The sequence below is a fragment of the Geobacter sp. OR-1 genome, assembly GCF_000813145.1.
Taxonomy (GTDB): domain Bacteria; phylum Desulfobacterota; class Desulfuromonadia; order Geobacterales; family DSM-12255; genus Geoanaerobacter.
In genome coordinates this window covers 63,457-78,502 of record NZ_BAZF01000014.1, presented here as the reverse complement: position 1 = coordinate 78,502, position 15,046 = coordinate 63,457, and the positions used below count along the sequence as shown (strand labels likewise).

Annotated in this window: 13 protein-coding genes, 1 other RNA gene and 1 riboswitch; of the genes, 8 read left to right on the top strand and 6 right to left on the bottom strand. The window is 50.5% G+C overall.

Going from position 1 to position 15,046, the window contains the following annotated elements; all coding sequences use genetic code 11:
* The 3 genes from OR1_RS14315 (at position 1) to OR1_RS14305 (ending at position 4,465) form a co-directional block, all read left to right on the top strand.
* Positions 1–1,179, top strand: coding sequence for a murein hydrolase activator EnvC (locus OR1_RS14315; protein WP_041972578.1), 1,179 nt, complete (start codon positions 1–3; stop codon positions 1,177–1,179).
* 87 nt (positions 1,180–1,266) lie between these two features.
* The gene (locus OR1_RS14310) at positions 1,267–2,607 is read left to right on the top strand and encodes a S41 family peptidase (RefSeq protein WP_041972577.1); all 1,341 of its coding nucleotides are present in this window, start codon (positions 1,267–1,269) and stop codon (positions 2,605–2,607) included.
* A gap of 139 nt (positions 2,608–2,746) precedes the next feature.
* Positions 2,747–4,465 (top strand): hypothetical protein, encoded by a 1,719-nt coding sequence (locus OR1_RS14305; protein ID WP_041972576.1) that lies wholly within the window; start codon positions 2,747–2,749, stop codon positions 4,463–4,465.
* An 86-nt stretch (positions 4,466–4,551) separates the two neighbouring features.
* On the opposite strand, the gene OR1_RS20960 is transcribed toward OR1_RS14305, so the two are convergent.
* A complete protein-coding gene (locus OR1_RS20960) occupies positions 4,552–5,757 on the bottom strand; it encodes an NEW3 domain-containing protein (RefSeq protein WP_052440476.1) in 1,206 nt (401 codons plus the stop codon).
* Positions 5,758–5,860: 103 nt separating this feature from the next.
* On the opposite strand from OR1_RS20960, the gene OR1_RS14295 reads away from it, so the two are divergent.
* Genes OR1_RS14295 through OR1_RS14285 form a run of 3 tightly spaced genes read left to right on the top strand, consistent with a single transcriptional unit; the run spans position 5,861 to position 7,534 of the window.
* Positions 5,861–6,604, top strand: a complete 744-nt coding sequence (locus OR1_RS14295) for a TlyA family RNA methyltransferase (protein ID WP_041972575.1) — start codon at positions 5,861–5,863, stop codon at positions 6,602–6,604.
* 13 nt (positions 6,605–6,617) lie between these two features.
* Complete coding sequence (locus OR1_RS14290; RefSeq protein ID WP_041972574.1) at positions 6,618–6,962, top strand: histidine triad nucleotide-binding protein; 345 nt, start codon at positions 6,618–6,620, stop codon at positions 6,960–6,962.
* A gap of 26 nt (positions 6,963–6,988) precedes the next feature.
* Positions 6,989–7,534: a DUF4124 domain-containing protein gene (locus OR1_RS14285; protein WP_052440475.1), complete on the top strand. Its 546-nt coding sequence runs from the start codon at positions 6,989–6,991 to the stop codon at positions 7,532–7,534.
* A 68-nt stretch (positions 7,535–7,602) separates the two neighbouring features.
* Here OR1_RS14285 and ssrS read toward each other — a convergent pair.
* The 3 genes from ssrS to OR1_RS14275 all read right to left on the bottom strand — a co-directional run bounded on the left by ssrS (position 7,603) and on the right by OR1_RS14275 (position 10,473).
* A non-coding RNA gene (ssrS, locus tag OR1_RS21695) (6S RNA) lies at positions 7,603–7,778 on the bottom strand.
* 115 nt (positions 7,779–7,893) lie between these two features.
* Complete coding sequence (locus OR1_RS14280) at positions 7,894–9,189, bottom strand: Nramp family divalent metal transporter (RefSeq protein WP_152609912.1); 1,296 nt, start codon at positions 9,187–9,189, stop codon at positions 7,894–7,896.
* Between the two features lie 12 nt (positions 9,190–9,201).
* Positions 9,202–10,473, bottom strand: coding sequence for a magnesium transporter (locus tag OR1_RS14275; protein ID WP_052440474.1), 1,272 nt, complete (start codon positions 10,471–10,473; stop codon positions 9,202–9,204).
* A gap of 64 nt (positions 10,474–10,537) precedes the next feature.
* Positions 10,538–10,706: riboswitch (M-box (ykoK) riboswitch) on the bottom strand.
* A 193-nt stretch (positions 10,707–10,899) separates the two neighbouring features.
* On the opposite strand from OR1_RS14275, the gene OR1_RS14270 reads away from it, so the two are divergent.
* Positions 10,900–12,201, top strand: coding sequence for a hemolysin family protein (locus OR1_RS14270; protein WP_041972573.1), 1,302 nt, complete (start codon positions 10,900–10,902; stop codon positions 12,199–12,201).
* 9 nt (positions 12,202–12,210) lie between these two features.
* On the opposite strand, the gene OR1_RS14265 is transcribed toward OR1_RS14270, so the two are convergent.
* A complete protein-coding gene (locus OR1_RS14265) occupies positions 12,211–13,131 on the bottom strand; it encodes a TerC family protein (RefSeq protein ID WP_041972572.1) in 921 nt (306 codons plus the stop codon).
* Positions 13,132–13,324: 193 nt separating this feature from the next.
* Between OR1_RS14265 and OR1_RS14260 the strand changes: the two genes are divergently transcribed.
* Positions 13,325–14,122, top strand: coding sequence for an energy transducer TonB (locus tag OR1_RS14260; protein WP_237754309.1), 798 nt, complete (start codon positions 13,325–13,327; stop codon positions 14,120–14,122).
* Between the two features lie 7 nt (positions 14,123–14,129).
* Here the strand turns inward: OR1_RS14260 and galU are convergent, their stop codons facing one another.
* On the bottom strand, positions 14,130–14,993 hold the full coding sequence (gene galU, locus OR1_RS14255; protein WP_041972570.1) for a UTP--glucose-1-phosphate uridylyltransferase GalU: 864 nt from the start codon (positions 14,991–14,993) through the stop codon (positions 14,130–14,132).
* Positions 14,994–15,046 lie beyond the last annotated feature (53 nt).

Sequence of the window (15,046 nt, the reverse complement as noted above, 5' to 3'; positions counted from 1 at the left end):
ATGAAGATGATATTACCCGTTTTCTTGCTTGTAATTGGGATTGTCGGTGCGGCAGTTGCTGACGTGAAGGAAGATCTTCATGGGATCAAACAGGAGATAAAAGAACAAAAAACTGAACTTAAGAAAAACAAGAAGATAGAAAAGCAGGTGTCAGTTGAACTGTCCCAAATTGATCGCAACCTGATGCAAAAGGAGGCGAATCTTAAGGTGCTCGGTAACGACCTAATTAATGTGGAAAAGGTGTTGGGGAAGACCGGGGGAGAGATTAAACGGGTTACAGCCGCGGCTGAACAAAAACGTGATCAGATTAGACGCCGGCTTGTTTCTCTTTACAAAGCAGGAGAGATGGGTTCTGCAAGAATGTTTTTCGCCTCTGAAACATTTCCGCAGATGCTGGAAAATCAGAGATATATGCAAGCAATTCTTCATGGCGACCAGCTTCTTTTTTCCGAATATACTGCTGAAATTGATCATCTGAAAGGGTTGAAGGTTGTTCTTGAACGCGATCTGGCTAAGAAGGAACAGATCATGGCCAGTATTGCCGCAAAAAAGATTGAGATTGAGGAAGAAAAAGCGAAAAAAGCCGCCTATCTTTCAAAACTCAGGGAAAAATCCAAGAGCCAACAGGCATCTATACGGGAACTTGAAGCTAATGCCCGACGGCTTCAGGCAATGATAGAAAGGCTTGAAGCCAACACTAGAAAGAGCTATACTCGAAAATCTGCAAAAAAGCAGGCTCTTGGTGAACGTGACCCCCTGCCTCCAGTAGCAGATAAGGGGTTTTCCGCGCAGCGGGGTAGATTGGCAATACCGGTAAAGGGCGAAATCCTGGGACAATTCGGCAGGCACAAACACCCTGAATTCAACTCCTATACGATCAGCAACGGTATTTCAATATCAGCTCCGAAAGGGTCGGATATAAGGTCGGTATTTGATGGCCAGGTTATTTTTTCCGATTATTTCAAAGGCTATGGCAATCTGGTAATAATAGATCATGGTGGGGGATATTTCAGCCTCTATGGCCATGCATCCCGATTGAACAAGAGAGTTGGGGCACAGGTCTCGCGCAATGACGTAATCGCCAGCGTCGGTGACCTTGATTCAACCAAAGGGGCAATGCTTTATTTTGAACTCAGGCATCTGGGGAAGCCGATTGATCCAGCTCCATGGTTCAGATAAGCATTATGTGCGTTTAAATTTTGAGATGATTTAAGGAGATGACGAGAGCGCCAAAGCATGGCGTTCTGCTAAGAATTAGGAGGAATGATGTTCAAGAATCAAAAAAAGCGTTTAGCTGTTATCTGTTTCGGAGCCTTAATAGCCATTTCTGTAGTGATTGGCCTTGGATCAAAGGGGCACACTGCGCCGCAAGGTGGGGATTACGAGTCAATCGAGCTTTTCACCGATGTCCTGGCAATAGTCAAGAAGAGTTATGTCGAAGAGGTTGACACCAAAAAGCTCATTTATGGTGCAATTAACGGCATGCTTGCATCGCTTGACCCCCACAGTTCGTTCATGCCTCCTGAAAGCTACAAGGAGATGAAGATCGATACTAAGGGCCAGTTCGGAGGTCTTGGGATCGAAATATCCATCAAAGACGGTATGCTGGCTGTTATTTCGCCGATTGAGGACACGCCGGCCTTCAAGGCCGGCATAAAAGCAGGAGATCAGATCATCAAGATCGATGACAAGTATACTAAAGACCTGAGTATTAATGATGCCGTAAAGCGTATGCGCGGCACCAAGGGAACCAAGGTTACCCTGACAATTATGCGCGAGGGGTTTGACAAGCCCAAGGATTTCCCGTTGGTCAGAGATATCATTCAGGTCAAGAGTGTTAAATTCAAAACCCTAGATGAAGGTTACGGATATGTGCGGGTTGCACAGTTTCAGGAAAAGACAGACGACGATCTTGCCAAGGCGCTGAGCACTTTGAAAGCGGAGAACAATGGCTCATTGCGCGGCCTTGTTTTGGATTTGAGAAATGACCCCGGTGGGTTGTTAGATCAGGCGGTCCGGGTAGCTGAGCACTTTGTCCAGGAAAATGAGTTAATTGTATATACTGAAGGACGAGAAAAGGATTCCAAGGTACGTTATACTTCCCGCAAAGGGAGCAAGGAACCTGGATATCCCATTGTAGTGCTTATTAACGGTGGTAGTGCCAGTGCTTCCGAGATTGTTGCCGGGGCACTGCAGGATCATAAGCGCGGCGTCATAATGGGGACCCAGAGTTTCGGCAAGGGGTCGGTTCAATCGCTTATCGAACTGTCCGATAACTCCGGCTTGCGTCTTACTACGGCTCGCTACTTTACTCCGAGCGGCCGCTCCATCCAGGCCAAGGGGATTACGCCGGATATCGTAGTAGAGAAGGTTGAGCTTGCGGGTACTACTGAGAAGAAGGACTCGATGCATATCCGGGAAAAAGACCTCGAGAATCATTTCGAAGACAAGGAAAAGGATAAAGAAAAGGATAAGGATGCCAAGAAAGAGAAGTTGCCTCTTTACAAGACCGATGAACAGGTTAAGGGTGATTATCAAATTCTTCGCGCCCTTGACCTTCTCAAGGGATGGGAAATTATCAAAAAAGTCATGACTACCACCGGCTGATTAACACGACGCCGATTCGCACCGTTTTACGGGGAGCTTTTGCTCCCCGTAACTTTTTGGACCTGTATTGTCAACTCTTTGCATTGTCGCACGCTTCTTGCTATAGTGAACCCAACAACCCACATGGAGGTGCTCCTGCATGAAAAATCTGTTTAGGGCAGGTTTGTATTTGATTGGTATGTTGACCCTGCTGGTAGCATGTGGTGGCGGGGGAGGAGGAGGTGTAGGACCTAGCCCTGGCCCTGTTAACATTGCCCTTGCCAAGGACAAGGCTTCTGCCTATGCCAATAACTCCGATCTGATAACGGTTTCTGCAACCTTCACCCCGGCGTTGACTGCAGGTACGTCGGTTACATTTACGCTTGCCGGTACGGCAAGGTTTGAAGATGGGACAGCGACTTATAATACAACCGTCTCCGCTAATCCTGCAAACACAGCGACTGCAAAGGTCAAGAGTTCCACAGCCGGAGATTTTACGATCACTGCAACATGCACCGGCGGTACCGCAAGCACAACCGTCACATTTACCTCTACTCCGGTGACGCAGCTCAGCGGTGTTGTGTCCAAGGGGCTTGTCAGCGACGGGACGGTCAAGGCCTATAAAATTGAAGCCGGGGTTGTGACCACCACTCAGGTTGGCAGCACTGTTACAACCGCGAGCGACGGCACGTATAGCATCGATATCGGAAGCTACAGCGGTCCGTTAATGATCAAAGTTACCGGTGGAACCTATCTTGACGAGGCTACCGGCAATACCGTAAACCTTGCCGATCAGGCGCCGTCCGGCCTCCGGGCGTTTGTCGGCAATGCCACTAGCGGCGCGCCGGTATCGGCTGTCGTTACCCCGCTTACCGAGATTGCCGCCCAACGCGCTTTGGCAGCAGGACCGCTATCAACTTCGACAATAAACAGTGCTAATAGCTCTACTAGTACGCTTTTTGACATCGATAACATCATCACTACGTTGCCTGTCGCTCCTTCGGCGCTGCCGTCGACAGGCGCTGCCACCAATGCCGAAAAATACACTTTGAATCTGGTCGCCATCTCCAGGATGAGCACCGGCGCTACTCCTGCTAAGACGGTCGAGGCGCTGCTTAGCAGCCTTGTTGCCGATATTGCTGCCAATGGCGGGACTTTTTCATCGGCGACATCGGCCAGCCTTTCTGCTGCCAAGGCGCAACCGGTAACAACCTTGTCGAGCTACTCCACCTTAACCACGGCCCGTGGCCCGGTATTCGTGATTGCATCGACTTCTCCGACCGTAGCAGGCGGCACCACGATCAACTTCACTTCTACTACACCGGGTTTAATTCGAGTGCTTGACGGCATCTGGAACATGAACGGTTCTTATGCCAGCACCGCTGTTTCGACAGTCGGATTACCAAACACCTCTTTTCCCGGGAAAGCGGTTGTTTACCTTAAGTGCAGCGATATTGGGACGGTAACGGTAAAGGCGACCTATCAGAATGGGTCTGTCGGAGCTGCGACAACCTCGTGCCTTGCCGAAACCGGGAGGACCAAGTTCGGTGTCTATCTTACCTCAGCTGGGGCCGCTAAACTGAACGGCAGCCAAGTATCGAACATTAGATTTAACATAGTCGCCGGAGCTAGTTCCAATACCAGCAGCATTGTGGACTATAATTCCGGATTTACCGTAGCGGCAGTGCAGCAGTCAAACGGACTTTCAACATTTGTGAATCTTGCGCCCAATACAATGCTCTCGTCTTCTAATCTTCTTCTTACGGCTACATACGGCTATAATCCTGCTTTGCCATCCTTTAGTGTGGTGCCGATCGATGTTAACGGCAATACTGGTTTATTGAATGCTTCTGACTTTGAAATAAAAGTAATACAATGATCCAGAATCGATGACGGAAATAAGAAAGGGCTTCACGGCGATCCGTGAGGCCCTTTCTTGTTGAGATCAATATTAGTTCAGCAGTATTACTCGAGTGAAAGTTCTGCCTTGCAGGAGATCCCTTTATTGTTGCTGTCTTTCACCTTGAAGTTGATCAGGAATTCTTGCAGCCCGCCTGATGCCAGGTTCAACTGGCCAATTTTGATTGCACCTCCGGATACAATGCTGAATGGCGCTGAGCCTGCCGGTTCCGGAACGTGAGAGGCTGAATGGGTCAGTTTGATGTTGAGTGTCGAGGCATCGGCGCTGCCGACGTTAAGCACGGAAACCTGGCATTGGGCACGAGCACTGTCGCCATCTACTGAATCAACCTTCTTGACTACCGCCCGTACAATCGGTGCTGACGCAACCATGGCGATTTCGCTGCTGATGGGGCGATCACCCGCGATCTGTGAGGTCAAGCGGATAGGGAGAGAAAGCTGCTGTCCTTCGAGAATGGTTTTTGGAGGTTTTATCCTGAGCATAGCACTGACACTGGAGCCTGGAGCAATTTCAGCAGTTTTCTCGGCCTGCTTGCCGTCAACCTCGAAATGCGCCTGCCATCCAGACGGAAAAGCTGCTGCCAGGGCAAAGCTATCGGGCAAGATGCCCGGATTGGTTACTGTCAGTAGAACGGACATCTCTTTGCCGGCAACGGCCTCAAGATCATTGGAGGGAAGACTCAACAGTAGTTTTGGTGTGCTGACCGTCGCGTAAATTGCGGCCTTGTGATTGGCAAGCCGCTCAGCAGCTGCCTTCTCCCGGGCAATTCGTTCAGCCTCTGCCATTTCTCTGGCTTTTCGTTCCTCTTCAGCCTTGATAGCTGCCAGTCGTTCCTGTTCCGCCCTTTCCCTGGCAATCCGCTCCTGCTCCTTCTTTGCCAGTATCGTCGCAATGTCGATCTTCGCGGTTTCTCGCAACAGGTCCTGTTCAAGGGTAGTTCTCAGGCTGCTGTCAGGGAATTCCTGCTTCCAGAGATGCAGGAGGTAGGCGGACTCATCAGTATTCCCGTCCTTGAAGTAAGCGCGGGCCAGGAAAACCAGGGCGAGTTCCCTGAGCTGTGATTCCGGTTGCTCCAGAAGAGTAGCGAGCTGTTTTATAGCTGTGCGGTAATCCTTGTTTTTGAATGAGTTGAACCCGGACATGAAGTTCTGGGCCTCGGGAGATTGGTAGGAGTAGGCCGATTGGGTCATGGTCAGGCAGATCAGGGTTGCAGCAGGAATAAGCGTGCGAGCAATTTTCTTCGTTTTCATGGTGTAGTGTGGTAATTATCGATCAGATTTGACTCAGGTTGCGGTAATTTAATACAGAGCTTCAGAAGAGTCAATAATTCTTAATGGTTGTCCGGGTCAGCAAATGAAACAGGCAAAGGAAAGGCTTGATAGGGTCTTGGTGGAGCGAGGGTTGGCGCCTTCTCGGGAGCGGGCCAGGGCCTTGATAATGGCCGGAATGGTGATTGTCGGAGACCATGCGATCCTAAAGGCGGGTGAGCAGATTCCTTCCGATGCCGCTATACGTTTGAAAGGTGAAGATCATCCCTATGTCAGTCGGGGTGGGTTGAAGTTACAGAAGGGACTGGACGAGTTCGCCATCGATGTGTCGGGCGTAGTCGCTATCGATGTCGGGGCATCTACCGGCGGTTTCACCGATTGCCTCCTGCAAAGGGGGGCACGCAAGGTCTATGCTGTTGATGTCGGTTATGGCCAGCTTGCCTGGAAGCTTCGTCAGGACGAGCGGGTAATAAACCTGGAAAAGACCAATATCCGATACCTGGATCCGGCTGCTCTCGAAGAAATGCCAGATATTGCCGTTATTGATGCCTCCTTCATATCGCTCGACAAGATTCTTCCGCACGTTATAATACTAATCAAGCCGCTGGCAAGGATTGTGGCGCTGATAAAACCGCAATTCGAGGTCGGACGGGGCGAAGTAGGGAAGGGTGGGGTTGTAAGGGATGAAAGCAAACATCATGACGTTGTGGAGAAGGTGAAGCTTATAGCCGGGCAGTTGGGACTCACAGTCGTGGGAGTTGTCGAATCTCCGATCAAGGGACCGAAAGGTAATCGCGAATTTTTGATATACCTCGAAAAATCTGCTTAATGGGGGGGAGTATATGGAAGATTGCTTGTTCTGCAGGATAATCAAAGGGGATATTCCGGCAAAAAAGGTCTTTGAAGACGACCGGGTTGTGGTTATTGAAGACATTGGGCCTAAAGCGCCGGTTCATTTGCTGGTCATTCCCAGGCGGCATTTTGTGAATTCGCTGGATATGGAGCCTGGCGATTGTGACGTTGTCGGTCATGTTTTTGAAGTGGCAGCCGCAATTGCACGAGATAAAGGTTTTGCCGACAAGGGATTTCGGATTGTGAACAACAATAATGCCGGCGCTGGACAGTCGGTATTTCATATCCATTTTCACCTGCTTGCCGGCAGGGAATTTAACTGGCCGCCGGGGTAGAGCGAGAACGTTTAGGAGGAGATCTTATGAAATTACTGGTAGCCGCTTTTTTTGCATTAACAGTCTTGATCGCAGTTGATGCATCTTGCGCAGTTTATATGTGGGAGGATGATCAGGGGATCACGTCGTTTACTGAAGACTACGGCAACATTCCGAAGAAATACCGGAACAAGGCCAAACAGATCGGTCAGGATCCTGCAGAGGACGTGGACGCTACGGCAGTTGAAGAGCCGCAATTGACAAAGCCGGTGAAGCCGCAGGTTGAGCCGGAGGGAGGAAATGCGCCTAAGCCCGCTGACAACGCCGATAAGAAGAAATTTTTCGGTGGGAAAGATGAGAGTTACTGGTATAACGAATTCGGGAAGCTGAAGGCTGATCTCAGGTCTTACAAAGAGCAGCTGGCTGCGATTAACGCCCGGCTGGCCAATACCGACAAGATGGCGCGCTCTGAGTACAAGAGCCTTGAAAATACAAGAAAGCTTCTTGAAGAGCAGGAGGGGGCCGCCAGAAAACGGCTGCAAACTCTGATCGAAGAGGCGAACCGGGCTGGCGTCCCGTCGGATTTGCGGTGAGGTCTGATATCCCGCTGCTATAGCTACTTTGAAACTTAAAAGCCCGGGCGATCGCCCGGGCTTTTACATTACGCTCCAGTTTGCCGTAGCTGATTAAGTCACTGACCAGGGTTCCATCTTTGCCCGAGAAGACGCTTCAGGCTTCCCTCTTGTTGGAGGGCCTGCACACCGCGCCTGCACTTGAGCTTGTGAGTGACTTTAATAGTCAGGTTCCTTACTCGTCTTACCTGCAGCCCAGAGCATATTGTTAAAGATCATTCATTGTTATCAGTATAGCGTTTGGATTAACCCTGTCAAGAGAGATTTTGGGGTTAGTTGATGATATTATCGACTGCGGAAAGATTCTCTTGAGAACTAAATCAGGAGAACATTCTGGCAATAGCTCCAGGATATACCATATCAATGGTCATGAGCAGAGTCAGCAGAATTGTGATTCCCGCGGTTGCCCAGGCAATAATGTTGAAGACCGGACCGTTGCGATAACGTCCCATTAGTCGTTTATTGTTGATCAGGATGAGCATGAAGATGAGGACAAAGGGGAGCATGATGCCATTAACAACCTGGGAGAGGAACATTATTGTTATCAACGGTGCGTTCGGTATAAGTATCAGTGCGGCGCTGAGAATGATTATGATGGTAAACAGCCAGAAAAACTGCGGTGCTTCCTTGAAGTTCCGGTCGATGCCCGACTCCCACCCCATCCCCTCGCAGACATAGTATGAAGTAGATAGTGGCAGTATACAGGCAGCAAACAGAGAAGCATTGAAAAGCCCAATGGCAAACAGGGTTGAGGCATACTGACCGACCAGTGGCTTGAGCGCCATAGCCGCATCTGCTGCGGTCTCAATTCTGAGCCCTTGCGTGTGAATCGTGGAAGAACAGGCAACTACGATGAAAAAGGCAACCACGATGGCCATGATGCAGCCGACAAAGACATCGAGGCGCGAGAAACTGTATTGTTCGATGGTTACCCCTTTTTCGACCACTGCAGCCTGCTGATAAAACTGCATCCATGGGGCAATGGTAGTGCCGACGACACCGATGATCGTCATCAGGTAGGCGCTGTCCGTATTGATTGTCGGGACGACCGTAGCGGTCATTATGGTGCCCCAGTCGGGCTTTGCCATGAAGGCTGCTATCGGATAGGCGATGTATATGGTGCAGGCAATCAGGAATACTTTTTCCACAAGCTTATATGAGCCTTTGACAATGAGCAGCCAGACGAGCAGTGCTGCGAAGGGTACAGAGATATATTTGCTGATGCCGAAAATCTCGAGACTCGCGGCGATTCCGGCGAATTCCGAGACCGAATTGCCGAGGTTTGTGAGCAGCAAGGCAACCATGACATAGAAGGTCACTTTGACGCCGAATGATTCGCGGATCAGGTCGGACAGCCCCTTGCCGGTAACGGCACCCATTCGGGCGCACATCTCCTGGATAACCACCAAGGCAACCATTGTGGGAATCATAACCCAGAGGATGGAGTTGCCGAAATGGGCGCCGGCAAGGGAGTAGGTGGTGACGCCGCCGGCGTCGTTGTCCACATTTGCCGTGATGATTCCGGGCCCCAATATTGCAAGGAAGAGAATGATATTCTTCCTGTTGACCTTGCCAAGCGGTTTTATGAACTTCATCAGGCTGATGCCGGTAAACATCGATCCTCCTGATCAGTGGTATAGATGACGCTTGCGACGTACCAGGTGCGGCAGGAAATGCTGCAGTATATCGTCAACAGTTACGATCCCGGCCATTTTTTCTTCATTATCAAGCACCGGGATGGCGATGAGGTTATATTTGGTCATCAGGTGATAGATCTCCTCCGGTTCGGAATCGACATGCACAGCCTTCACATTGTCTTCCATAAGCTCGGCTATGGCCCGGTCCTGCGGGTTAACCAAAAGGTCCTTGAGACTCACGACACCCTCGAGACGGTCATCATCGTCAAGTACATAGGCATAATACACAGTATCGATGTCGGGTGCCACGAGTCGAACCTGTCGGAGAGCATCTTCGATGGTCATGTCACTTGTTAACGAGAGGAACTCGGAGTTCATGAACCCGCCGGCGGAATCCTCCTCGTGCTCCATCAGTTCCTGAATCTCTTCTGCCTCATCTGCTTCCATAAGCCCCAGTAATTCCTGGGCTTTTTCTTCCGGCAGGTCTGCCAGAACATCGGCAGCTTCATCAGGAGCCATCTCTTCGAGGATGTCGGAAGCCTGTTCACTCCCGAGCTGCTCGATAAGCTTATTCCGGAATTCCGGCTCCAGCTCGTAAAGCGTGTCGCCGGCAGTTTCGGAATCAATGGAATTCAAGACCGTCTGAATATTGGTGACAGGAATCTGTTCGATGATGTCTGCCAAGTCGGCAGGATGCAGTTCTTTCATCTGATCTCTGGCAACGGTAAGGGCCAGTCGAGAGGTGTGCATTTCCAGTGGCTGGACAAACCGCCAACTGATCACATTTTCCGGGATCTGTTGGCGGAAAATCCCGGCAATAGACTCTCCGAACCGTTCATAGCCCAAGCGGCGTAGAAGCCCGCGAAATCCTATGTCTACCGATATGATGCAGAGCTGCTCGTTGAACCGGCCCAGTTTGATGTCGTTGACTCGTACCACTTTGGCGCCATCGACATCAACTATCTGTTTGTCGAGGATATCCCGCTTTACTAATATTTCCCCTTCGGCATGGTCATGCAGGGGCAATGATTCTGGCGTCTCCATGGAGACAGAAATCACCGCCCGATTGAATAACGATATCTGATCCCAGGATACTGCACAGTGCCCACGTCTGTTTTTCAGGATAATATGGGAAACCACGGGGAAGGTCTCGCCCGGAACCATGATCAGGTCAACCAGTTTACCGATATCCTGACCGAGATCATTTATTGCGGTCTTGCCGAGGAGTGAGCTGATGAAAAGCTCGCCTATGATCAGATTCATGGTTCCCCCCAATAACGACAAAACCCCTCCGGAGGGAAGGGGTTTTGTGCAGAGACCAGCACTGTGACTTCCCCCCTGGTCGAGTTTTGGCAGAGCACAACGTAGGTGTAATCACCAGCTACCTTAAGTAAAGCCTTAATCCGGCCAGACCTGGTCTACCACATTGGCGTCTTTCGACGTTTCTGGGCAGTAGCTTTTGTTTGTGCTAACGCCTCATCCTAACGAGGAATCGTATGTGAGTTTAACTTGCTGGAAAATAAAGGAATAATTGGGGAACGTATTCCCAAGCAATGAATATTTTTGTACCAGTATTGCACGGCAAAAGCAAGGTATAAAAGTGTACCATAGAATTCCGGATGAACGGTGGTTTACAACAACGCTTGCAGATGGTAATACTTACAGTCAACACGAGGGCGTATCACGTTCATGTTATCAACTGTGATTTATATTGGTTTGGTGATTCTGCTTGTTCTGGCAAACGGTTTTTTCGTTGCCTCGGAATTTTCACTTGTGGCTGTTCGAAGGTCACGTGTTTTGACTCTTGTCGAAGATGGGGTGGAAAGCCGAGCCGAAATACTGCTGGAGTTGGTGGATAATCTGAACATTTACATCTCTGCCACTCAGCTTGGCATAACCATGTCGTCTCTTGCTCTCGGCTGGATCGGAGAGCCTGCATTTGCCCGTCTGCTGGAAATTCCGCTTCGAGGCCAGGTTTCCGATGCCGCTCGACACACAATCTCCTTTGCACTTGCATTCACGGCAATAACGGTTTTGCATATAGTTCTGGGGGAACTGGCTCCCAAGACCCTTGCGCTTGAGCGTGCCGAAAAGGTGGCGCTGGCTATTGCCTGGCCGATGCGGTTTTTTCAGAAGGTATTCCGCTGGCCGATCCGGTTTCTTGACTGGGCAGGCATTCGAACAGTGCGTATTTTCGGCCTTCACCCAACTGTTGAGCATGCATCTGTATATACGGCCGATGAGCTGAGGCATCTGATTGACGCCTCGCAGAAAAGCGGCAACCTGGAGCCGGAAGAACAGAAGCTTCTGCACGGGGTTTTCGAGTTTGCCGATGCTGAAGTGATTGAAGTCATGGTGCCGCGTAGTGCCGTAGCGGCATTGGAAGTCGGGGCGTCGCTGGAGGAGACGAAGCGGGCATTCCGGGAACTCGGCTATTCCAGGCTTCCGGTGTATCGCGAGCATCTTGACAGCATTGTCGGAGTGCTTTTCCGGCGAGATATTGAACCGTATCTGGAAACTACTCAGGATCTCACTTTTGACCTGGAAAAGCTTACGCATCCGCCTATGTTCATCCCTGCTACGGCCCAACTAAGCGTGGCACTCAGGCAGATGCAGGCCACCCGCACTCACTTGGCCTTTGCCGTTGACGAGTACGGTGGGATTGAAGGGATCATTACTATGGAGGATATCCTCGAAGAGATCGTGGGCGAAATTGACGACGAATTCGACGAGGAGACACTGGCCCAGATAGTCAAGGAAGGGGAAACATACCTGCTTGACGGCATGCTGACCGTTAGGGACGCTAATCAGAGCCTTCATCTTGACCTGCCGGAGGAGGGTTCTTACACCACTATTGCCGGATTTGTCCTCGCCCAGGCGGGGAGGTTGCTCAATGTCGGCGACAGTGTTGAATTCGGGGGGGTGCGGTTCACTGTTGAAAGCCTTGAAAGACGCCGCATCCGTCGTGTGCGGATGACCATGCTCACATAGCATGGTTGTTCACTGCTTGTGCTGTTTGCCGATGGTAACCGAGGTAAGGATTGCAATTGCCAGCGCCCCAACTATTACCCCTAGGGAGAAGTGAATCGGAATGTGCCAGATGTCTGCAAGGAGCATCTTTGTGCCGACAAAGGCAAGGATGAAGGATATTCCCAGTTTCAGATAGACGAACATCTCCATCACATGTGCGAGCAGGTAGTACAGGGATCGGAGACCCATAATGGCAAAGACGTTCGACGTGTAGACTATGAACGGGTCTCTGGTTACCGAAAGCACAGCCGGAATCGAATCAATGGCGAAAATCACGTCGCTTGATTCGACAACAAGCAGGGTCAGGAAGAGGGGGGTAGCGGCGGTGATGCCGCTTCTTCTCAGAAAAAAGCGGTCGTCTCGGACCCTTTTTGTTATAGGCATGAATCGTCGGACCAGCCTGACCAGAAGGTTTTTTTCCGGTTCGATCTTCTCTTCCTTGCCGAAAGCCATCTTGAACCCGGTTACAATAAGAATCCCGCCGAAAATGTACAGCATCCAGTGGAAACGCTCAATAAGCCCAATGCCGGCAAAGATGAAGCCCGCACGCATCAGCAGTGCGCCGATGATCCCCCACTTGAGGATTTTGGGCTGGTGGACTTTGGAGATGTGGAAATAAGAAAAGATCATTATGAAAACGAAGAGGTTGTCCACGGAAAGAGACTCTTCGATCAGGTAACCGGTAAAGAATTCAAGGGCCTTTTGCTCTCCCATCTCGACATATATCCAGATATTGAACGCCAGCGCCAGCAGTACCCAGGTGATGGTCCAGCCTAGAGCCTCGCGAAATCGTATTTCGTGGCTCTTGCGGTTCAAAACTCCTAAGTCCAGTGCGAACATGATCGTCATGATACCGGCAAAAACCAGCCAGAGCATTGTACTTTCAGCCATAATTTTCTGTCCGTTCCTAGATTTGCTGCGACAGCGGATAATAGGTCAATGGAGTTGTGGTGTCAATTGATAACGGCGGGAGTCTGTTTTGGGCTGTAAAGGTTGCATTTTGACAGACGCCGGAATACAATTCCACTGTTACCAACCATGAGACAACAGACCTTTAATGCATTATAATCCCCTAGAAAAATCGATGGGCTTTGCTCTCACCCTCTCTTTTTTCCTGCATGTAGGATTCTTTTTCCTTTTCCTGCTCATGCCGCAGGTCGACCGTAAGGCGGCGCAGGAACCGATCATGGTGGATCTGCAGGATATTCCGGAAATTACCAAACAACTCCCTAAGGGGGAAAGCGCAGTGCCGCGTAAATCGGAATCTTATCAGAGGGTTCCGGTTGAGACTGCCCCACGCGGCTCTCGACAGACGGAAAAGAAGGCCCGCTTTGCAGAGATGCCGCCGGCAAAACCGCAGATAAGGCCACAACCGCGTTCGGTTGAACTGGAGCGTCAAAAGTTGTCGCAAGAGAGCCTTTTCAAGCCAAAGGAGCAGAGTAGTTCCGATCTTGCGAAGCTGTATCCGACTTCAGGAAAGCTGGCACGGATTGAGGAGAGTTACCGGAAGAAGTATGAAGAAGAGGTAAAGGAGAGCGATACCAAATTTCTGAATACCGACGACATTCTATTCGGATCTTTTCTGAGGCGTTTTGAAACTGCGGTTTACGGGGTGTGGCGTTATCCTTCTGAAGCTGTAAAGTTAGGGATAGAAGGGGTCACGCCGGTAAGAATTACTTTCAATCGCAAAGGTGAGATCGAGCAAGTTGAGATACTTGAAAGTTCCGGCAGCAGGATTCTGGATGACGAAGTCAGGCGGACTCTGGGTCTTATAGGCCCGGTAGGCTCTTTGCCAAAAGGATATGACAAGGAAAGATTTCACTTGATTGCATTTTTCCATTACGGAATTTCCAGCGGATCACTTCGTGGTCGCCTTTATTAAAATGTGCCTATAGATTCAATCCTTTCAGGTACTTCCTGAACTCCTCGCTGAACTCCTCGCGCTTGAGAGCCATATCTACAGTTGCCTTGAGAAAGCCGAGCTTATCTCCGCAGTCATGGCGCTTCCCCTCAAACTGGCAGCCGTAAATTGCCTCGTCTTGTGACAGCTTCAAAATGGCGTCGGTCAGCTGAATTTCTCCTCCTTTGCCCGGTGCCTGGTGTTGCAGGATCGGGAAGATGTCCGGGGTAAGGACATACCGTCCGATGATTGCCAGGTCGGATGGCGCCTCCTCTTGTTTTGGCTTTTCCACCATATCAACGACCTCAAACACCCGTTCCGAGATGGCATTCGCCTTCACGCAGCCATAGGACGAGATCAGTTCCATCGGTACTTTTTCCAGAGCCAGCACCGGTCCGCGATATTTGCGGTAGACGTCGAGCAGCTGCCCAAGGCAGGGGCGTTCGGAGTCGATGATGTCGTCGCCGAGAAGCACGGCGAAAGGCTCATTGCCGATGAAGTCTTTGGCGCAGAGAATGGCATGGCCAAGCCCCTTGGCTTCCTTCTGTCTAACATAGAAAATGTCCACCATTTCGGCTATTTCGCGTATGTGTGAAAGCTCCTTGTCTTTGCCCTTGTCGTACAGGTGGGCCTCCAGTTCGAATGCGATGTCGAAATGATCCTCAAGCGCCCGCTTTCCCCGCCCGGTGACGAACAGGATCTGCTCGATTCCGGAAGCAACAGCCTCTTCCACGACATATTGCACCAGAGGCTTGTCGATCAGCGGCAGCATCTCTTTCGGCGATGACTTGGTTGCCGGCAGAAACCTGGTGCCGAGCCCTGCAACCGGGAAAACAGCCTTTTTTACCTGCATCGGAGCATCTCCTTCTCAAAGGTAATAGATATACGGGAGTGACTTGATCTGCC